Source organism: Bradyrhizobium genomosp. III, from assembly GCF_000261705.1.
In the GTDB taxonomy this organism is placed as follows: domain Bacteria; phylum Pseudomonadota; class Alphaproteobacteria; order Rhizobiales; family Xanthobacteraceae; genus Bradyrhizobium; species Bradyrhizobium ottawaense.
On record NZ_AJQF01000047.1, the window covers coordinates 36,341 to 53,788 of the forward strand.

The window sequence follows — 17,448 nt, forward strand, 5'->3', positions numbered from 1 at the left end:
CCGGTTCTCTCTTCCGTTCGATGGGAGTTGGTGCGCAAGCCGGTCGGCGATCCTCTGATCCGTCCGTACAGGTTAGCTCATCAGCCAGAACGTCAGACAGACGATGGCGAGAACAATCACCATCAGCGCCATCTCCCGTAGCTCGGTCAGGTAGTGGCCCCCAGATCGCTGCAGGCTATCTAGAAGCTGCATGGCTTCGTGGACGTTATAGGCGTCCCGAATGCCGTTCCAAACAGAATGGCGCTTTTTGGTCATGCCTCGATCATAGCGCAGGCTTGCTGCGCTTCTGCAAGCGCACGCGAACTTTTTCTCGCATGATTTGGGCCGCGTCGCTCCAAACTGGCTGCTGCAGTAAGCTATTTCTTTTTGTACCGATTAGTACAAATAGCGAGTTCGGTAGCAAACGGGTAGCAAGCGCCCTGCTCTCTTTCACCAACTCATTGATTTGACTCAGAATTGATAGCGGTGAGCACCGGTTCTGCAATTCGGTAACGCGTAGTTGCGCAGAGAATTTCTTAGCGTGTGCTGCTTCGTCCCGCCCCGTCATCGAACGAGGTTGAGGCGCGCGGGCGAAACATTCATATGCCAAACATGATGCCAGATAGCTCCCACAAAGCTCCTACTAAGCCGCAAGCGCGATCGCGCGTGACGAACGGAAGCGCGCTGCTTGCCGATCTCGACGGCCGCACGGCGCCCGTGCGGCGCTATCGCGATCTGTATCAGCAGTTCGTCCAGGACATCGGCGGCGATCCCAGCGCCGCGCAAGATGCTATCGCGCGCCGCGCGGCTCAGTTGTGCGTTGTGCTCGAGCAGAGCGAGGCGACGTATCTCGCTGGCGGCGGCGTGAACATCGCCGAGTACACGACTGCGAGCAACGCCATGCGGCGCTTGCTGGCCGATCTGGGCATTGAGCGCGTGCCGCGCGACGTCACCCCAAGCCTCGCCAGCTATGTGGCCTCCAGAGCCTCAGCCGCGACCTCGGATTCGTTCAAACCGTCAGCCGCCACTCGGCAGCCCGCAAACACCGGACTCACCAGCGAGCCCCTAAAGCCCGCTGAGGGTCATTCCCATCCCACCCACCCCAACCGAGAGGAAGCACTATGAGCAATCCCAAGCCGCCGCGCCCGCCGCAGGGCAACGATTATCTGCAGCCCGCCCGTCCTGGCGGACCCGGCACGACCAATGCACCGCCGGCACGCACTCACCGCGAGGCGAAGTCAACGCAGGTGAAAACCAAGTGAGCAGCCTTCAACCCATTGCAGCACTGGCGCACGCCGATCCCGCATGGCCTCAGAGCTTCATCGTGAAGCTTGCCGAGTGTGGCCGGCTGATCGCGATCGGTCATGACGCATTCAAAGCCACCGCCAAGCGGCTGGCTGAAGAGGGACACGACCCCAAGACCAAGCTGACGGTCCACTTCGTTGATGGTCGTCCCTCGATCGAGGGCAAGGTGTCGGACGGGCTGGCTGCTTGAACATCGTAGAAGCCATCTCGGATCAGAATCTCTACGCGCCCTGGTTTCCCGGGGCGAGTTGGGATGCGTGGAGGACGGTGCTCAAGGGCATCTTCGCCATCCCGATGACTGATGCGGAGAAAGTCTTCTTTCACTGCATTGCTGAGCGCGAGCCACCGGCTGAGCCCGTGAAGGAGGTCTGGATTATTGCTGGCCGCCGCGCCGGCAAGGACAGCGTTGCATCCGTCCTAGTGGCCCATATGGCCGCGATGTTTGACGGTGCTTCCAAGCTTCGCCCTGGTGAGCGCCCCGTGGTCCTGTGCCTCGCAACCGACCGTGACCAGGCCAAGATCATTTTCCAATATACCCAGTCTTACTTCCAAGACATCCCACTGCTTGCCGGCCTCGTGCAGCGAGAGACGGCGAGCGGCCTGGAGCTCAACAATCGGGTTGACGTGGCCATTGCCACCAACAGCTTTCGTAGCTTGCGTGGTCGTCCGGTGCTCGCCGCAGTGCTGGATGAGTGCGCCTTCTACCGCGACGATAGCTCTGCGTCGCCGGATGAAGAGACCTACGCGGCTATCAAGCCTGGCACCGCGACGCTGCCGAATTCCATCATCATCGGCATCTCGTCGCCGTACCGCAAGAGCGGTCTCCTCTACAACAAGTACCAGGAGCATTTCGGCAAAGACAGCAAAGTCCTGGTGATCAAGGCGCCCTCGCTGGCGCTAAATCCAACGCTTGATCCCCAGATCATTCAAGACGCCCTGCGCGATGATCCAGCTGTTGCTGCCGCCGAATGGCTCGGTGAGTTCCGGAATGACATTTCGAGCTACATCCCGATTGAAGCGGTGCGCGCTTGCGTCGCCAATGGCGTGACTGAGCGAAGGCCAGAGCGGACGAAACACTACGTTGCCTTTACCGACGTTGCGGGCGGGTCTGGCAAGGACTCCATGACGCTCGCGATTGCGCACAAGGAAGGCGCGGACGAGAGCGCGACGGTCATTCTGGATGCTATCCGCGAGGTGCGGCCGCCGTTCTCGCCCGAAGCCATTGTGCAGGAATTTTGCGATTTACTGCGGTCCTACCGCGTTAGTCGCGTGGTCGGAGACCGCTTCGGGGGGGACTGGCCCCGCGAGAGTTTTCGAAGGTTTGGCGTGCACTATGAGACGGCCGATCGCTCTCGGTCTGATCTCTATGTTGCGCTCCTGCCTTTGATCAATTCGCGCGGGGTCGATCTCCTCGACCACGACCGGCTAATCACTCAACTTGCCTTGCTTGAGCGGCGCGCCACTCGCGGCGGCAAGGATGCAATCGATCATGCCCCCGGCGCGCATGACGACGTTGCGAACGCAGTTGCTGGCGCGTTGGTGCTGGCAACGACCGCGAAGCGAAGGAAGTCCGCCCCCGTGCATCACGAGTCAGCCGGGCGTTACAACGTGCACACAGGAACCTATGGAGCGAGACATTGAGCGAAGTTGATTTGAGCGCTGCTGAAGCTTGGATGGCTGGTGACGGCCAGAAGGCGCAAGCCATTGCCCAACCAATTGTGGATACGCCACCCCCCACGGCGGATGACGGCCAGTTCACGGTGAGCGCGCCTGTTGCGCCCATGCGGGAAGCGCCGAATGTCGAATCGAGCGAGGTTGACAACGCAATCTCGACGCTGACCGAGCTCGGCGGCGAGCACGCGGCCCTCGTCCAAAAGTGGGGCTCGGATGCCAGCGAAAACCTCGCGTACGCGAAAGAAGCTTTCAAGGACATCGTTACGAACCGGCCGGACTTGATCGCCAAGGTGGATGCAAACGGCCTTGGCAATGACCCCGCCGTGCTCGAGTTCCTGGCGCAGCATGGCCGGCTGAAGAGCGGCATGATGGGAGACTTCCACGTCGCTCGCAAAAGCGCGCCTTCGTACGACGAGCCGCGAATGGTGGTGCCGCGCGGCAAGAGTGCTGCCCAGGTAGAATTGGACGCGATCTACAAGAGGACGCCGCCTGGCAGCCCGGGCTATCGAGAGAAGTCGGTCCAGGACCGTATTCGGCGCCTGACGGAGACGCTCGCCGGCCCCGGCTCTGCGGTCGGCCACGGGGGGCGCACGATATGAGCGATGTCCGAGATTTGCCCGTGCAGCTGGATCTGGAAACCTTCGCTTTGGCGGTCAATTCCAAGCCGTTCAACGTCTTCCACTACAGAACGACTCACTCCGTCAAGGATCTCTTGAAGCCGGCCTATTTCATGGAAGCGATAGAATCGCTGATCCGCAAGGGCGACCGCATCGAGGTCTTCGCCAATGCGGACGGGAAGCCGGAGTTTGCAACGGTTGCGGTTACGAATGTCGTACGCAGCGGCGAGGCGAAGTGCGTTGAGGTGACGAAGCTATGAGCGCCCTGGCATTCGTTTGCAAAGCTGGTCGCGCCCGAAGCAGCGGCGTTGTTGCCCTGAACGGCTGGACGTTGCCCTGCGACCTGTTCGGGGTGCTGGCAGTCGACCGTAAGGGGCTGGGGGCAACGCTCCTGGTACGGGTTCAAACGAGCAATCGTCGTCTTCCAGAGTGCAGCACACGGTGTTCTGAGGCCGTGGAGCGGAGGAGTTTCGTCAACACTCAACATCAATGTGAGAGATCTGCCTCCCATCTACCAGGCTCATGAAATCCGTCTCGCCGAAGGGGTGTTCGATGAAGGGGTATGGCTGCGAGGCTCTAGACGGAGTGATGTCAATCTTTTGGCCCTGCTCGTTTTCAATCAGCGAGTGCGCGGTGAAGCGGACGATGGGCTGCAACCCCAGCAGGAACAGGTTTCTGAAGTCGAAGATGAGCCAGCCGCGGACCGTTCGATGTCCTGCATTTTGTGACACGAACAGATCAACGTTCCGGTGGCAATCATGCTCTTTGGCCTTCGCCAGTAGGGGCTGGAAAGGGTAGACCTGTGCGGTAGCGGCAAGCGCGTGCAGCTCCGCGATCAATTTCTCTATCTCGAGGTCTTCAGTCACGGCGCGGTCTATTCGCGGCACGCTTGCAGAAACTCAATTCCGAAACTCGTAATCCTGTAAGCGGAGGCATAACCGGGCACATTGGTGCCGGCGGCAGCTAAGCAACCCGTAGAAGCGAGACTATCGAGCGAAACCCGGATCAGAGATTGTCGCACCTGCATTGCGTTAGCGAGATTACCCGGATCAACCGCCGCAACACCTGGATCTTGGACCATGCCCTTGATCTTCTGCAAAACCAGCGCATCAAGTGGCTGGAATTTTTTCAGCGCGACAATAAACTCGGGGCGCACGTCAGCGGCACGATCGGAATCAATTGCATTGGCTAAAAGCCGCGACCACAGCTCCTGCATCTCCGAGCGAGACTCTGCTTGAGCCGCCTCGAGTAGCGGGATTGCGATTTGCTCAGGTACTTCGGTCGACTTCGCGTCTCTCTCTTTCAGTATTTCTCGGGTTCGCCGGGTAATCGCATCCAGGCGCCGATGCCGCGCCGCGTGGAGCTGATCTCCAATGATTAACCCGTAGATGTCGGCAATGGCCTGAGAGCCGCCCTTGACGATGTCCAGGGCTTGCCCGGCCGCCTTCGCGGTTTCCTCAATCGCGCCCTCGTATGGTGCTTTGGTCATGTACTCCTCCAAAGCGATCCAATCGCAACCGTAGCGCGAGAGCAAGCCGCATTACCGGTGGATTGACACGGATTTATCTTTGACCCTTCTGCGACTCGGGCGGCTCTTGCGCGGCCGCCGGCGTATCGGACGACTTCTCCAAATTTTGGATTTCTGGACGTGTAGATAACGGCCAGGTGACCCAATCAAGCAGGTGGAAAATGGTGGATTTAGTTCGGTACTACGCTGGTCGTGCTCGCTTCCGGTTCGCGATCATCGTTGCGACCTGGGCAGCCGGTGAAATTGAACGGAGACTGCGTCGATGATCTTGGGTTTAGTCGGCGTTATAGCTCCCGTCTCATCGCGGGATGGCTCCGGTTCTTGACTTTGATCCAGTGCTTTTGACGCCCGCCCCGGTATGGCCGCTCGCGGTGCTTCGAGACTAGCCCCTCTAGCCCCATGCGGCAGGCAGCACGGTAGAGATCAGGTCCGATCTCGCCGCGCTCAAATGGTGCCACGGTGATGCCGTCAGGTCGGCGCGCCAACAGCCGCTCCAAATTGGCCTTGCGTAGGTGCAGCGGGAGCTGCCGGAGGTCATCCCCGCCCATGGCGAGCACGTCAAAGGCGTAAAGCTGCACCTCGTGGTCGTGCTTGCGGGAGTGCAGTGCGTTAAAATCGGAGATGCCGTCCACGCCGAGGATAACGGCCTCCCCATCGATCACAAACTGCTTCTGTCGGTTCTTCAGCGCTGCCTCTGCGATCCAGGGGTATCGCTTTGTCCAGTCGGTCCCGTTCCGCGAGAGCAATCGCACGCGCTCGTTCTTTCGGATGACCAGCATCCGGTAGCCGTCATGTTTCACTTCATGGATCCAGTCCGGCCCAGATGGGACCTGCTTGCCGGCGGTGGCCAAGCAGAGCTCGTACGCCATACGCATGTGAGAAAAGATAGGCGTTTCGGGGGTGTTTTGCGAGTTGGGAACATCCGGCAAGTGGGCAGGTTTCCCTATTCTCCGGCGACAGCCCCCCGTCGTGTCGGAGTGTTTCCAACGGCCCCAGCCCGCCGCCAGTTGGCTGGGGCCGTCTTTTGCTCTGGAGGGGCGAACCATTCCGGGGGCCACCGGTTCACGCGGGCGGGCCATAGCGCCGGGCGATGCGGGATGCGGAGAGCCTAGCGCGAGCCATTCAATCCAACTATTAGGGTTGGCGGGGAAACGCTCGCATGGCCTATGTCTATGATTTGGATTTCGAATTATCCGACGTTTTCGTCGACAACTTTGGAACACATGTAGTTGAGTTCGCGTTGGGATACGACCTTGAGCTGGAGGAAGTAATCCTCTTCTCAGTCACGTTAGGCCCTTCGATCGACGGCGCTTCAGATCTGCGATTCGGGATTCGTCGCCGCCATATTGAGAAAGAATGGAAGGTCACGGGGCTCGATTTCTCCCGTGAAGTGGTGCTTGAATGTATCCCGCCCTACGAACGCGAAAACATTCGAATTTTGCTTTTGGAATGTGTTTCCAGGCTGGCCCAAGCTTGTCCTGACGATAAAATTACCATGGAAACTTACTATCGGAACTTGCCTGCCCCGGCCCTTGAAAAGTACGAGTTGATAACTAACATATTGACAGATAACGGTTTTTCTATCGAAACAAAATTTCAAGATCTAGAGGGAATTAGTTACTGGCTGTACAGCAGGACCTAAATCCCGCTTTGAACTGGACGGTAGGTGTGTAAACATGACGTTTACTGGGAGCAGGTAGGAGTCGACCATGACTCGTGAGCAGATCATAGCAATTACCAAACTTGGCGCAAAGCGTGCGACAGCCAAGGGTTTTGCCGCGACTCCGATCCAGTCGCGTCATGCTAAGCGGCTTGCCGAGCTCAAGAGGCGGTCTGAGCAAGACCGCAAGCAGAACGAAGAGGCGTTTGCGCTGCACGTGCGCATGACCGCCTAGTCGTTGTATCTGCGATGGCGGGCCGCTTCTATCTGATCCACGGAATACGAGAGTACCAAGAAACTTGAGTGTAGGCCGCCCCCTGAGGCGGCCTTTCATTTTACATTGGCGATCACTTCCAAACGGGAGCGCCTGTCCGTTTACGCTCGCTGCGCGCGATTTCCTTCGCGATCTCTTCCGCTTCCTTCTTGCTCGGGTGACCGGTGATCGAGCGCCGGCCTGGGTTCTCATCGAACTGCACGAAAGTAGAGACGCGGATCTCGTAGCGGTGGTTTAGGCCGCCGTCATCGCAGCAGATCAGGCGAACGTGTGTATATGGTTCGGGCATGCCTCTATCGAGACAAGCCGCGCTCCAGAGTCAAATTGTCGATTACTGGTGGGTCGGAACCCGCGCGAGCGACTGCGCGTAGTGGGTGTGGATGGCGTTCGCCCGATCACGCCGGCCAGTCTGCCTTCTACATCACCTTCGCCGCCGTATAAACATCCTCATAATACGCGCACTTTAAAAATCCAATTTCAGGATCGAACGGCTGCAGCGTTGCTGGAGACCGCTTCGCCAAGGCATTAAATGACTGTGACAATGACCAAGCGTTTCCGTCGATAATGATAACCCGGTCATGCAGCGTGGCTTGCTGAGCGATGCGCACTTCGACAGGACGCGTCGTGCGTTGCTGTCGCCAAGCTCGTAGTGCCGGCTCGAGATCGGGAAAGGTCTTCTTATGGCCAGACATCAGGCGCAAACTGACGCCTTCACCGAGGGACAATGCAAAATCGTTAAGAACCACCTGTGACATGTACGGGTCGATAATGAAGACGTCCTTTGCTGCGTTTCCAAGTACCGCCGAAATAGCTATCAGCGCGTCGTGGGCAGAGCCTACGGGAATGTAGGCGCCCCGAGATGTCACTGGCGCGGTTCTTTCCGCGATGCCTAGGGCAAGATACATGGGAGTGCGCATCTTTTCAGCCATCGAAACAGGAGAATCCAACTGAGTGCCCAAGCGTCGGTCGAACGCAAATTTGAACTCAGCTGCGAGCAAGGTTTCTCCCATTTCGAGAAGAAGGGCATTCACCCGGCCGACCCACGTCAGCGCCGCCGGAGCCAACTGGGCAACGGATAGGTCGGGTGCAGTTGCCAGCAGTCCGCCAAGCTCCGAATACCAATGCTTTTCGCGCTCTGCCCTTTGTTGGGCGCTCAAGTAGGCCATCTCAAAACCATGACTGCAACAAGACACCCACGCTGACATGGCGGACACGACGGTAGCTCAGGATTGTGCTGGCTCTTCCCGCTATTCACAGGCAGTCCCGCTTCGCGCGCGCGGTCTACACGAGACGTCACGCGCGGCCTGCGCTCTGCTACCGGTTTTGCTACCCAACTGGTCGGGACGACGCGGGAATGACAGGGACGACAAGCTGCCGGACTCGACAAATTTCCGGTTATTTCGGCAGGAAACGGGGCAAGCCGGTACAGGCCGGCACCCCGATTCCAGAATTTCAAGACCGGTGCCTTAAACCACTCGGCCACCCTTCCCTCGTAACAATCCCAGGGAGTTAGCTTAGCTTTGGACTGAGCGCAACGCGAACTTGGACCCAATTTGGACCGATCGGTACGATGCCGGCGGTCTCATGCCGATTGCCGATTCGCGTCCACAGATGCGGGCACCCGGGCTAGGGCCTACTTCGGCAGGCATTCGACGTTGTAGGCGATGATGATCTGAGCTGGATCTGCTTTACCCAGGCTCTTGAGATCCTCCAAGCCGCTTCGAAGCTTGGCGCCCGCCCCGCTCAAGCTTCCTTCAAGCGTGGCTTTGGCCTTCCGGCACCGCTCTTCGTTGGAAAACTCCTGGAAGACGACAGTCGGAAGGAGTCGCCATTCCGCCTTGTCGTTCGTCGCGGCAGGACTGATCGAGTAGGAAAAGACATACATCAGCACCCACATCGCTTTACTCCAGCCTTGGCCGGCTCGATCCGTGCGCACTTAGATGGTCACGCCTGGACACAGCTACGCTTTACTTGGAGGGCGCGCGATCAAGCCGCGATCGCTGCGCCCTCATGCGCTTGATCTCTCGACGCAGGTCTTCACTCTTTTCGTCACGCTGCTCTCCGCTCGATTTGATCCGATCATCTTGGCGCAATTTTTCGAGAGCTTTCTCGACCGAGAGCTTGTTCGTTCCGGCCATAACCGACCTCACTTGCGCTTCTGCGTTCATCAATAGCGATAGTAGGAATTACCCTGCGGGCAGGTTCAGTTGCCAATGATCGCCGCGCTGGCGCTTGATGTCCAAAAAGAGGACGCTGCGTCGTCGTGCAAGGCATTCAAGAGGCGCCGCCATCGCTGAGGCGTTGATTTAAGTCAACGGTCAGCGACAAGCTGCGCAGGCCGCACGGCCCGGTCGATGCTGATCCAGGCCGCTGTGAGTTCCCAGGCGACCGAAAGAATGATCGGTCCGATGAACAGACCGATGATCCCATGCGCGAGCGTGCCACCGATCACTCCGATCAGGATGACGAGCGCCGGCGTGGAGAGGCCCCGTCCCATGACCAGCGGCTTCAGGATGTTGTCGAGAAGACCGACGATGACGAGAAACACAGTCAGGAGCAGCGCCGTGGTGACGTCCTTGTCCATCCAGATCCAGATGACGACCGGAATGAGGACGATCCCTGCACCGAGCTGCACGATCGACAGCAGCAGAACAATGACGGCGAGCAGCCCCGCGCTTGGGATGACCGCCAGCTTGAATCCGATGCCGGCGAGCAGCGCCTGGATAATGGCGACGCCGATGACGCCTTGCGACACCGCCCGGATGGTCCCAGCCGCCAGCTCGAGGAAATGTTCGCTCTGTTCCGGCACGATTCGGAACAGGAAACCGCGGATCGCGCTGACGAGCTGCGGACCATATGGAAAGAGAAATCCGGCGACCAGCACCGACATCAGGAACTGCAGGGTGCCAAGGCCGGCGCTGCCTGCGAATGACAGCATCATGCCGGCAATCGGCTTCAGATATGGCGCAACCTCGCGCACGGCCGCGCGGATGTTGGTGTAGGCCTGATTCCAGAGATCGTAGAGCTGCGGCCCGACCAGCGGCCAGTCCCTGATCCGCTCCGGCGCCGCCTGCAGCGCGAGATCGCCACTACCGAGTTGCCCTGCAAGCTCCCTGACCCCTTCAACCGCACTGAGGCCGAGCCAGGCCGCCGGACCGATGACGATGCCGAGCATGGTGAAGGTAAGGAGCACCGCCGCTGTCCGCGGGCGGCCGCCCAGACATTTCGCGAGCCAGCTGAAGACCGGATAGAATGCCACGGCAAGTACCGCGCTCCAGGTCAGGATCGGCACGAAGGGACGGATGATCAGGAGCGTCCACAGGATCAGCAGCGCAAGCAAGCCGAGCCGGATCACGAGCTGAACGACGTCGCTGGTGGAAAAAAGTTGGCGAAGTGTCTTCAAGGTCTGCGGCCTGCGCCCGGCTGATTGGCTCCATGCGGAAAGCCTAGCGGCCGGACTGGGACTGCAGGCTTGATCCAAATCAACCGGCAAAGGACTGAAAGCGGCCTGATCGGACGGGTGCCGTTGTCACGTAGCGGCTCAACAATTGCGACGCGAACGCATGTCGGATGCAGCAAATTACGCGCGAAACGAACAGCTCCGCGACGGTACGGCCGTGGAGATCCGTGCTCTCCGGCCAGATGACCAGGCCGCCATGCTGGCCGCGCTTGGCGAGGTGGGCACACAGTCCCTCCAGCGCCGCTTCTTCATGCTAAAGCGTCATTTCTCCGAGAAGGAACGCGCCTTTTTCGTCGAGGTCGATTTCAAGGACCATGTGGCGCTGGTCGCGTGCGTGGCGAATGCAGGTCGGAGCACCATCGTGGGCGGTGCGCGATATGTCGCAGCCGGGCCGGGCTGCGCCGAGACGGCCTTCATGGTGATCGACGCCTGGCAAGGACGCGGCATCGGCGGACTGCTGCTGCGTCACCTGATCAGCCTTGCCCGCGAAGCCAGGCTGAAGAAACTGACCGCGGAGGTGCTGCCGGACAACGCTGCGATGCTCAGTCTTCTTGGCAGATTTGAGTTCGAACGCGCAGAACGCCGCGAATCTGATACGGTCCATATGGTACTGACGCTGACCTGATAGAAGCTCTCGGACGACGCCTCAAGCTCGCGCAAAACACTGCCGCCTTCTGATACATGTAGCTCGGCAACAAGGGCTCACCGGTTCAAAGATCCGCTCCCTTTACACCGCGCAAAAGAAAGCGGCGCCCCGTGAGGAGCGCCGCGCAAATGTTCTTCGTGACTGCCTCTAGCTCAGTACCCGCAGGACGCGCATCCCATCTGCACCGGGGCGTAATAGGAATAGCCCGGCGAGACCATCTGGACGCGCTGGCGCGTGGCGTATTGCGGGGGGATGCGCTCGTACTGGACGCTCGGCGGCGCGACCATCACGGTCTGAGGCACCATCACGGTGCGGTACTGCGCGGGCGAGCGGTGCGCGACGACGGAGCCCGGGGAGACCATCACGGTCTCGTCGACGGTGCGGTATTGCGGCTGCACGTATTGCTGCTGATAGCAGGTCTGGCACGGCGGCGGTGCGTAGCAATTGTAGCAGCCGGCGGAGGCTGCGCCCGTCATGGAAATCGCGGCGACGGCGGTCGAGAAAACAACAGCGAGAGTACGAGACATTGCGGTGGTGCCCCAGTTGCCCAAAAATGGATTTGCGAAGGTCGCAGGGCAGTATACGCCGCAAAATCCAGGGCTGCCGAACTTCGTCGGGGCATCCTTAATGCGAATGGCCGATCGCGGCCACCCGGTAAGAACTCATTGACCACGCGCATTAACGCGAAAGGCCCTCATCCGCCTCCGTCAAGCTCGCGCTTCAGCGCCTCGCCGCTCTTTCCAAAAACTCCAGCAGCGAGGGATCTGTCTCCTCGAATTCGACAAAGCGGCGGCGCAGCTCGTCCGCTATTTCTGCGGTGGCATCTCGTGACCATCCTTCCGCGGTATTGAAGGCCACGACACGTGCCGGATGGAGATATTGCCCCTCGACGAGATGTCTGAGCAGGGTCGCCCGATTGGCGTCCTCCTCGGCAGTTTCACACCAGGCGCGGCCGAGCCGCCGGCCGAAATCATCGAGCACGAGATAGACGTCCCGGTCTGTGGTCATGTGCGGCACGAGCGATGGAGATTGACTCATGGCTTACTCCGCTAATGGCATCCGGACTGTTGCGGAGGATTCGGCGACCGCCTGGCCGGATTCGGAAAAATGGATTTCGGCTATTTTTCTTAGGATTGCACGATTAAATAAAAAAACAACGAAAATAAATAAAAATTAAATAGCAAAGTGGGCACAAATACACTAAATTCACAGGGCCTGGCGGGCGAGCCCGCACGTCGGGTGCCCACTTCGCAAAGCGGCTCTCGCCTCCACCCCCCAATAGCCCACACCCCAGGAGGCGGGGGCCGTTTCTTTACCACCCGTCCCGGCTTCATTTGTCTGTCCTGCAAAGCGCATCTGCGCGCTCGCGGGGGGACCGCGAGCGCTTCGGAGAAATCGACTCCCGCCTGAGGCGTGTCGAGGCGCTATTTCGATCGCCGCTTGACCTCGCGCACGGCGCCGCGCGCGGCGCTGGTGGTGAGCGCAGCGTAGGCCTGCAGCGCGGTCGAGACGTTGCGCTTGCGCGCAGCCGGCTGCCAAGCGGCATCGCCCTTCGCCTCTTCCGCGGCGCGGCGCTTGGCGAGCTCCTCGTCGGAGACCTCTAAGCTGATGCTGCGGTTCGGGATGTCGATGGCGATGCGGTCGCCGGTGCGCACCAGGCCGATGTTGCCGCCTTCGGCGGCTTCCGGCGACAGATGGCCGATCGACAGGCCGGAGGAGCCGCCGGAGAAGCGGCCGTCGGTGACGAGCGCGCAGGCTTTGCCGAGGCCCATCGATTTCAGGTAGCTCGTGGGATAGAGCATCTCCTGCATGCCGGGGCCGCCGCGCGGACCTTCGTAGATGATGACCACGATCTCGCCGGCGACGACCTTGCCGCCCAGGATGCCTTCGACGGCCGCATCCTGGCTTTCGAACACGCGCGCGGGGCCCGAGAATTTCAGGATGGAAGCATCGACGCCGGCGGTCTTCACGATGCAGCCGTCCTGCGCGAGGTTGCCGTAGAGCACGGCAAGGCCCCCGTCCTTGCTGAAGGCGTGCTCGAGGTCGCGCACCACGCCCTTCTCGCGGTCGGCATCGAGCTCGTCGTAGCGGCGCTCCTGGCTGAAGGCGACCTGGGTCGGGATGCCGCCGGGCGAAGCGCGGAAGAAGGTGCGGACCGCTTCGCTCTTGGAGCGCTTGATGTCCCAGCGTTCCAGAGCGTCGTTCATGGTCGGCGCGTGCACGGTCGAGACCGAGGTGTCGATCAGGCCGGCGCGGTCGAGCTCGCCCAGAATGCCCATGATTCCGCCGGCACGATGCACGTCCTCGACATGCACGTCGGCGACCGACGGCGCGACCTTGCACAGCACGGGCACGCGGCGGGAAAGCCGGTCGATGTCCTTCATGGTGAATTCCACCTGCCCTTCATGGGCGGCGGCGAGCAGATGCAGCACGGTGTTGGTCGAGCCGCCCATGGCGATGTCGAGCGTCATCGCGTTCTCGAACGCCTTGAAGTTTGCGACGTTGCGCGGCAGCACGGATGCGTCGTCCTGCTCGTAATAGCGGCGGACGAGATCGACGATGGTGTGGCCGGCCTCGACGAACAGGCGCTTGCGGTCGGCATGGGTTGCCACCACCGTGCCATTGCCGGGCAGCGCGAGGCCCAGCGCCTCGGTCAGGCAGTTCATCGAGTTGGCGGTGAACATGCCCGAGCAGGAGCCGCAGGTCGGGCACGCCGAGCGCTCGATCACCTTGACGTCGTCGTCGCTGACCTTGGAATCGGCTGCGGCGACCATGGCGTCGATGAGGTCGACGGCCTTGGTCTTGCCCTGCAGCTTGACCTTGCCGGCCTCCATCGGGCCGCCCGAGACGAACACGACGGGGATGTTGAGCCGCAGCGCGGCCATCAGCATGCCGGGGGTGATCTTGTCGCAATTGGAGATGCAGACGAGGCCGTCGGCGCAGTGCGCGTTGGCCATGTACTCGACGCTGTCGGCGATCAGCTCACGCGACGGCAGGCTGTAGAGCATGCCGTCATGGCCCATCGCGATGCCGTCGTCGACCGCGATGGTGTTGAATTCCTTGGCGACGCCACCGGCCTGCTCGATCTCGCGGGCGACCAGCTGGCCGAGGTCCTTGAGATGGACATGACCGGGCACGAACTGGGTGAAGGAATTGACGACCGCGATGATCGGCTTGCCGAAATCGGCGTCCTTCATGCCGGTCGCGCGCCAGAGGCCGCGGGCACCCGCCATGTTGCGGCCGTGGGTGGTGGTGCGGGAGCGATAGGCTGGCATGGCGGTTTCCGTCCTCGGTTTGACCGGCCGGGCGGGAAAATCTGGTGCCGCCTCAGGCCTTTGTGGCCGGATAGCGCACGCGGGGAACGCGCGCAACGGGAACTTGGGGCGGACAGGGCTCCCCTGCTCCCGGCGCGGGGTTTTCGGCGCCTAGCCTACCTCTCTCCGTCATTCCGGGGCGATGCGCAGCATCGAACCCGGAATCCATCGGGCGGCAGCACCCGCGGGACAATGGATTCCGGGCTCGCGCCTTCGGCGCGCCCCGGAATGACGGCGGATGATCCCGAGGCGCATCCGTTATTGCAACGTCGGATCGAGCCGGTCGCGCAGCCAGTCGCCGATCACCGAAACTGCCAGCGTGGTCACGACGATGGTGGCGGCCGGCGCCAGCATGATCCAGGGGGCCCGCGTCAGGTATTCGCGGCCGTAGCCGACCATGTTGCCGAGGCTGGTCATCGGCGGCTGCACGCCGAGGCCGAGGAAGGACAGGCCTGACTCCATCAGGATCACCTCGGGGAAGACAAGCGTGGTCGAGACGATCAGGGTCGAGGCGATGTTGGGCAGGATGTGCCGGAGGTAAATCCGGGGCGGCGTCGCCCCCAACTGGCGGACCGCCGCGGCGTAGCCTTGCGCATTGGCGGAGATGGCAAGGCCGCGGGCGATGCGGGCGTAGCGCTCCCAGCCGAACATGCCCATCAGGCCAATCAGCAGCGGCAGCGAATTGCCGAAGAAGGCGAGCACCGCGAGCGCCATGATCAGGAACGGCATGCTGGCCTGGAAGTCGGTCAGCATCAGCACGAGCTGCTCCACGGCCCCGCGGAAATGCGCGGCGAGGAAGCCGAGCGTGGTGCCGACCACCGCCGAGATGGCGGTCGCGCCGAAGGCAATCAGCAGCGAGATGCGGATGGAGACGAGCAGCCGCGACAGCACGTCCCGGCCGAGCTCATCTGTGCCGAGCCAATGCGCGGCATTGCCGGGCGCGGCGAGCCGGTTGCGCAGATCGAGCTGGGTGAAGCCGTAAGGCGCGATCTTGTCGGCGAAGGCTGCAATGACCAGCATCGCGACGATCCAGGCGACCGCGAGCGCGACCGAGACCGGGATCGCCGGCAGGCTGATGCGGCGGCGGACGCTAGATTCCAGTTTTAACGCGTTTTCTTTACGCGAACCGGAGACCACTTCGCTTGAAAACGCTTTGGTGTCCTTCAGCGTGGCGTCGGTCATGCGTGCGCTCCTTTGGCGCGCAACCGCGGGTCGAGGAAACCGTAGAGGAAGTCGACAATGAGGTTGGACGTGACCATGGTCATGGCGACCAGCAGCAGGATGCATTGCACGACGGCGAGGTCACGATTGGCAACCGCGACGACGAGAAGCCGCCCTACTCCCGGCCAGGCAAACACGCTCTCGACCACGACCGCGCCTGCGATCAGCGTGCCCACCATGAAGCCGAGAATGGTGACGGTCGGGATCGCCGCATTCGGCAGCGCATGCGATGTCACCACCCTGCGCCACGGCACGCCCTTTGCGGATGCGGTGCGGATATAGGGCTGGCCCAGCACCTCCAGCATCGCGCTGCGGGTGAATCGCGCCAGCACGGCCGCGCCGCCGAGGCTCAGCGTCGCAATGGGAAGGATCGCGTGGCGCCAGCTGTCCTGCCCTCCCGAGGGCAGCCAGCCGAGCTGCACGGCGAACACGAGCACCAGCAGCAGCGCCAGCACGAAGCTCGGCACGGTGAAGCCGGCCACCGCCGTCATCATCACGGCGCGGTCGATTGCGGAGCCCCGGTGCAGCGCGGCGTAGATGCCGGCGGGAACGCCGAGCGCGACCTTGAAGGCGAAGGCCGGTAAGGTCAGCGCCAGCGTCGCCGGAATCCGCTCCAGCACCAGCTCGATCGCGGGCCGTCCGTCGCGCATGGAGCGGCCGAGCTCGCCCTTTGCGATGGCGCCGAAATAATCGAGATACTGAAACCAGATGGGATCATCGAGGCCCCAGGCCTTGCGGAACGCCGCGAGCACCTCGGGCGGCGCCTCCGGTCCCAAAATCATCAGCGCAGGGTCGCCTGACAGCCGCAGCACGACGAAGGCGAAGGTGACGACGAGCACGATCGTGAGCGCCGCGCGTCCAATGCGAATGGCGAAGTAGCGTCCCATCACGCCGCGTCCCGTGTCTCGGCGCCCGTGACGAGATGGCAGGCGACCTGCCTGTTGCCACCGACAGCCGCGAGCGCCGGCACCTCGCGCGCACAGCGCGCGATCGCGCGCGGGCAGCGCGGATGGAAGGTGCAGCCTTGCGGTCGCGCGGCTGGGTTCGGCGGATCGCCCGCGAGCACGATGCGGCCTGCGCTGCGGCGGCCCGGTGCCGGCGAGGCGGACACCAGCGCCTGGGTGTAGGGATGCTCCGGTCGCGCGAACAGATCGTCGGCGCTGCCGACCTCGACGATGCGGCCGAGATACATCACGGCGACGACATTGCTGATCTGCCTGACGACGCGCAGATCGTGGCTGATGAACAGCAAGGTGAGCGAGAGCTGGGCCTGGAGATCGCAAAGCAGGTTCACCACCTGCGCCTGAGCCAACGGCGGTGACGGCAAGGTGCGCGCCGCCATGAACGGACGCGTCGTCGCCGTGCTGGTCAAGCCGGGTGACCGTGTCAAAGCCGGCCAACCGGTGCTGACGCTGGAAGCGATGAAGATGGAGCACGTCCACAAGGCCGGCGTCGACGGCGTGGTGGCGGCGATCGACGTCGCCGAAGGCGAGCAGGTGACGACGGGCAGGATCGTCGCCGAGATCGGGGCAGGTTAGCGCAACGAACGGGGCAAAGGCGCAAAGTGCCGTGCCCGCCATCGATGTTAAAAAGTGGTGGAGCGGCATCGTCGGCAGGCTCCGCTTTGCCGCCCTACGGCACCTCGCGTGCGGTAAAAATTCCCTATTATTTCAGTTGCTTAATTGCGTACTGGCGCAAGGGGGAAATTCAATTTGAACGTCTTTCATTTTCGGGCTACACATATTGAACATTGTTCAATTTTGGAGCCGG

Annotated in this window: 23 protein-coding genes and 2 pseudogenes; 10 read left to right on the forward strand and 15 right to left on the reverse strand. The window is 61.6% G+C overall.

What is annotated here, in order from left to right; translation table 11 throughout:
* Nucleotides 1-72: 72 nt before the first annotated feature.
* Entirely contained in the window at nt 73-255 is a 183-nt protein-coding gene (locus IC66_RS0104600) for a hypothetical protein (protein WP_038946799.1), read from the reverse strand.
* 390 nt (nt 256-645) lie between these two features.
* Between IC66_RS0104600 and IC66_RS0104605 the strand changes: the two genes are divergently transcribed.
* Genes IC66_RS0104605 through IC66_RS0104630 form a run of 6 tightly spaced genes read left to right on the forward strand, consistent with a single transcriptional unit; the run spans nt 646 to nt 3,835 of the window.
* Nucleotides 646-1,104 (forward strand): hypothetical protein, encoded by a 459-nt coding sequence (locus IC66_RS0104605; RefSeq protein WP_063712055.1) that lies wholly within the window; start codon nt 646-648, stop codon nt 1,102-1,104.
* Nucleotides 1,101-1,241 (forward strand): hypothetical protein, encoded by a 141-nt coding sequence (locus tag IC66_RS46085; protein ID WP_157158013.1) that lies wholly within the window; start codon nt 1,101-1,103, stop codon nt 1,239-1,241. The genes IC66_RS0104605 and IC66_RS46085 overlap by 4 nt, the downstream gene beginning before the upstream one ends.
* On the forward strand, nt 1,238-1,474 hold the full coding sequence (locus IC66_RS0104615) for a hypothetical protein (RefSeq protein WP_038946801.1): 237 nt from the start codon (nt 1,238-1,240) through the stop codon (nt 1,472-1,474). The genes IC66_RS46085 and IC66_RS0104615 overlap by 4 nt, the downstream gene beginning before the upstream one ends.
* Nucleotides 1,471-2,925 carry a hypothetical protein gene (locus IC66_RS0104620; protein ID WP_049806456.1) on the forward strand — a complete coding sequence of 485 codons (1,455 nt, stop codon included), beginning with the start codon at nt 1,471-1,473 and terminating at the stop codon, nt 2,923-2,925. Before IC66_RS0104615 ends, IC66_RS0104620 begins: the two co-directional genes overlap by 4 nt.
* Nucleotides 2,922-3,557: a hypothetical protein gene (locus IC66_RS0104625; protein ID WP_157158014.1), complete on the forward strand. Its 636-nt coding sequence runs from the start codon at nt 2,922-2,924 to the stop codon at nt 3,555-3,557. The genes IC66_RS0104620 and IC66_RS0104625 overlap by 4 nt, the downstream gene beginning before the upstream one ends.
* Before the next feature lie 20 nt (nt 3,558-3,577).
* Nucleotides 3,578-3,835, forward strand: a complete 258-nt coding sequence (locus tag IC66_RS0104630; RefSeq protein ID WP_038946804.1) for a hypothetical protein — start codon at nt 3,578-3,580, stop codon at nt 3,833-3,835.
* 213 nt (nt 3,836-4,048) lie between these two features.
* Here IC66_RS0104630 and IC66_RS0104635 read toward each other — a convergent pair whose 3' ends face one another.
* The 3 genes from IC66_RS0104635 to IC66_RS0104645 all read right to left on the reverse strand — a co-directional run bounded on the left by IC66_RS0104635 (nt 4,049) and on the right by IC66_RS0104645 (nt 5,972).
* Nucleotides 4,049-4,441: a hypothetical protein gene (locus tag IC66_RS0104635; RefSeq protein ID WP_157158015.1), complete on the reverse strand. Its 393-nt coding sequence runs from the start codon at nt 4,439-4,441 to the stop codon at nt 4,049-4,051.
* A gap of 8 nt (nt 4,442-4,449) precedes the next feature.
* Nucleotides 4,450-5,064, reverse strand: coding sequence for an Abi-alpha family protein (locus IC66_RS0104640; RefSeq protein ID WP_157158016.1), 615 nt, complete (start codon nt 5,062-5,064; stop codon nt 4,450-4,452).
* Between the two features lie 323 nt (nt 5,065-5,387).
* On the reverse strand, nt 5,388-5,972 hold the full coding sequence (locus IC66_RS0104645) for an ATP-dependent DNA ligase (RefSeq protein ID WP_162131322.1): 585 nt from the start codon (nt 5,970-5,972) through the stop codon (nt 5,388-5,390).
* A 290-nt stretch (nt 5,973-6,262) separates the two neighbouring features.
* Here IC66_RS0104645 and IC66_RS0104650 point away from each other — a divergent pair, with 290 nt between their 5' ends.
* Nucleotides 6,263-6,745, forward strand: coding sequence for a hypothetical protein (locus IC66_RS0104650; protein WP_038946809.1), 483 nt, complete (start codon nt 6,263-6,265; stop codon nt 6,743-6,745).
* Nucleotides 6,746-6,812: 67 nt separating this feature from the next.
* Complete coding sequence (locus IC66_RS0104655) at nt 6,813-6,998, forward strand: hypothetical protein (protein WP_038946810.1); 186 nt, start codon at nt 6,813-6,815, stop codon at nt 6,996-6,998.
* A gap of 112 nt (nt 6,999-7,110) precedes the next feature.
* Here IC66_RS0104655 and IC66_RS0104660 read toward each other — a convergent pair whose 3' ends face one another.
* From IC66_RS0104660 to IC66_RS0104680, 5 genes are all read right to left on the reverse strand, one after another.
* Complete coding sequence (locus tag IC66_RS0104660; protein ID WP_038946811.1) at nt 7,111-7,326, reverse strand: hypothetical protein; 216 nt, start codon at nt 7,324-7,326, stop codon at nt 7,111-7,113.
* 127 nt (nt 7,327-7,453) lie between these two features.
* Complete coding sequence (locus IC66_RS0104665; protein ID WP_049806457.1) at nt 7,454-8,203, reverse strand: hypothetical protein; 750 nt, start codon at nt 8,201-8,203, stop codon at nt 7,454-7,456.
* Between the two features lie 467 nt (nt 8,204-8,670).
* Nucleotides 8,671-8,934, reverse strand: a complete 264-nt coding sequence (locus IC66_RS0104670) for a hypothetical protein (RefSeq protein ID WP_038946813.1) — start codon at nt 8,932-8,934, stop codon at nt 8,671-8,673.
* 70 nt (nt 8,935-9,004) lie between these two features.
* Complete coding sequence (locus IC66_RS47580; RefSeq protein ID WP_162832270.1) at nt 9,005-9,175, reverse strand: hypothetical protein; 171 nt, start codon at nt 9,173-9,175, stop codon at nt 9,005-9,007.
* A 173-nt stretch (nt 9,176-9,348) separates the two neighbouring features.
* A complete protein-coding gene (locus IC66_RS0104680) occupies nt 9,349-10,440 on the reverse strand; it encodes an AI-2E family transporter (protein ID WP_049806458.1) in 1,092 nt (363 codons plus the stop codon).
* A gap of 160 nt (nt 10,441-10,600) precedes the next feature.
* Here IC66_RS0104680 and IC66_RS0104685 point away from each other — a divergent pair, with 160 nt between their 5' ends.
* Nucleotides 10,601-11,122 carry a GNAT family N-acetyltransferase gene (locus tag IC66_RS0104685; protein ID WP_038946816.1) on the forward strand — a complete coding sequence of 174 codons (522 nt, stop codon included), beginning with the start codon at nt 10,601-10,603 and terminating at the stop codon, nt 11,120-11,122.
* Nucleotides 11,123-11,295: 173 nt separating this feature from the next.
* Here the strand turns inward: IC66_RS0104685 and IC66_RS0104690 are convergent, their stop codons facing one another.
* The 6 genes and pseudogenes from IC66_RS0104690 to IC66_RS0104715 form a co-directional block, all read right to left on the reverse strand.
* Nucleotides 11,296-11,619, reverse strand: coding sequence for a hypothetical protein (locus IC66_RS0104690; RefSeq protein ID WP_038970325.1), 324 nt, complete (start codon nt 11,617-11,619; stop codon nt 11,296-11,298).
* A gap of 244 nt (nt 11,620-11,863) precedes the next feature.
* A complete protein-coding gene (locus tag IC66_RS0104695; RefSeq protein ID WP_028144607.1) occupies nt 11,864-12,181 on the reverse strand; it encodes a hypothetical protein in 318 nt (105 codons plus the stop codon).
* Nucleotides 12,182-12,567: 386 nt separating this feature from the next.
* Nucleotides 12,568-14,418 (reverse strand): dihydroxy-acid dehydratase, encoded by a 1,851-nt coding sequence (gene ilvD / locus IC66_RS0104700; RefSeq protein ID WP_038946817.1) that lies wholly within the window; start codon nt 14,416-14,418, stop codon nt 12,568-12,570.
* Nucleotides 14,419-14,715: 297 nt separating this feature from the next.
* Nucleotides 14,716-15,639, reverse strand: a complete 924-nt coding sequence (locus IC66_RS0104705) for an ABC transporter permease (RefSeq protein WP_085971626.1) — start codon at nt 15,637-15,639, stop codon at nt 14,716-14,718.
* A complete protein-coding gene (locus tag IC66_RS0104710) occupies nt 15,636-16,565 on the reverse strand; it encodes an ABC transporter permease (RefSeq protein WP_028144604.1) in 930 nt (309 codons plus the stop codon). The genes IC66_RS0104705 and IC66_RS0104710 overlap by 4 nt, the downstream gene beginning before the upstream one ends.
* Nucleotides 16,565-17,062: pseudogene (locus IC66_RS0104715) on the reverse strand (oligopeptide/dipeptide ABC transporter ATP-binding protein); the annotation flags it as partial. The gene IC66_RS0104710 and the pseudogene IC66_RS0104715, both read right to left, overlap by 1 nt.
* Here IC66_RS0104715 and IC66_RS0104720 point away from each other — a divergent pair.
* Nucleotides 16,986-17,216, forward strand: a pseudogene (locus IC66_RS0104720) (acetyl-CoA carboxylase biotin carboxyl carrier protein subunit); the annotation flags it as partial. The pseudogenes IC66_RS0104715 and IC66_RS0104720 overlap by 77 nt on opposite strands.
* Nucleotides 17,217-17,448 lie beyond the last annotated feature (232 nt).

Coding starts and splice junctions, on each gene's coding strand:
- IC66_RS0104705 (WP_085971626.1), bottom strand. CDS start 15,639: ATGACCGACGCCACGCTGAAGGACACCAAAGCGTTTTCAAGCGAAGTG.
- IC66_RS0104660 (WP_038946811.1), bottom strand. CDS start 7,326: ATGCCCGAACCATATACACACGTTCGCCTGATCTGCTGCGATGACGGC.
- IC66_RS0104695 (WP_028144607.1), bottom strand. CDS start 12,181: ATGAGTCAATCTCCATCGCTCGTGCCGCACATGACCACAGACCGGGAC.
- IC66_RS0104600 (WP_038946799.1), bottom strand. CDS start 255: ATGACCAAAAAGCGCCATTCTGTTTGGAACGGCATTCGGGACGCCTAT.
- IC66_RS0104710 (WP_028144604.1), bottom strand. CDS start 16,565: ATGGGACGCTACTTCGCCATTCGCATTGGACGCGCGGCGCTCACGATC.
- IC66_RS0104650 (WP_038946809.1), top strand. CDS start 6,263: ATGGCCTATGTCTATGATTTGGATTTCGAATTATCCGACGTTTTCGTC.
- IC66_RS0104690 (WP_038970325.1), bottom strand. CDS start 11,619: ATGACGGGCGCAGCCTCCGCCGGCTGCTACAATTGCTACGCACCGCCG.
- IC66_RS0104685 (WP_038946816.1), top strand. CDS start 10,601: ATGTCGGATGCAGCAAATTACGCGCGAAACGAACAGCTCCGCGACGGT.
- IC66_RS0104655 (WP_038946810.1), top strand. CDS start 6,813: ATGACTCGTGAGCAGATCATAGCAATTACCAAACTTGGCGCAAAGCGT.
- IC66_RS0104670 (WP_038946813.1), bottom strand. CDS start 8,934: ATGTGGGTGCTGATGTATGTCTTTTCCTACTCGATCAGTCCTGCCGCG.
- ilvD (WP_038946817.1), bottom strand. CDS start 14,418: ATGCCAGCCTATCGCTCCCGCACCACCACCCACGGCCGCAACATGGCG.
- IC66_RS0104665 (WP_049806457.1), bottom strand. CDS start 8,203: ATGGCCTACTTGAGCGCCCAACAAAGGGCAGAGCGCGAAAAGCATTGG.
- IC66_RS0104645 (WP_162131322.1), bottom strand. CDS start 5,972: ATGGCGTACGAGCTCTGCTTGGCCACCGCCGGCAAGCAGGTCCCATCT.
- IC66_RS47580 (WP_162832270.1), bottom strand. CDS start 9,175: ATGGCCGGAACGAACAAGCTCTCGGTCGAGAAAGCTCTCGAAAAATTG.
- IC66_RS0104640 (WP_157158016.1), bottom strand. CDS start 5,064: ATGACCAAAGCACCATACGAGGGCGCGATTGAGGAAACCGCGAAGGCG.
- IC66_RS46085 (WP_157158013.1), top strand. CDS start 1,101: ATGAGCAATCCCAAGCCGCCGCGCCCGCCGCAGGGCAACGATTATCTG.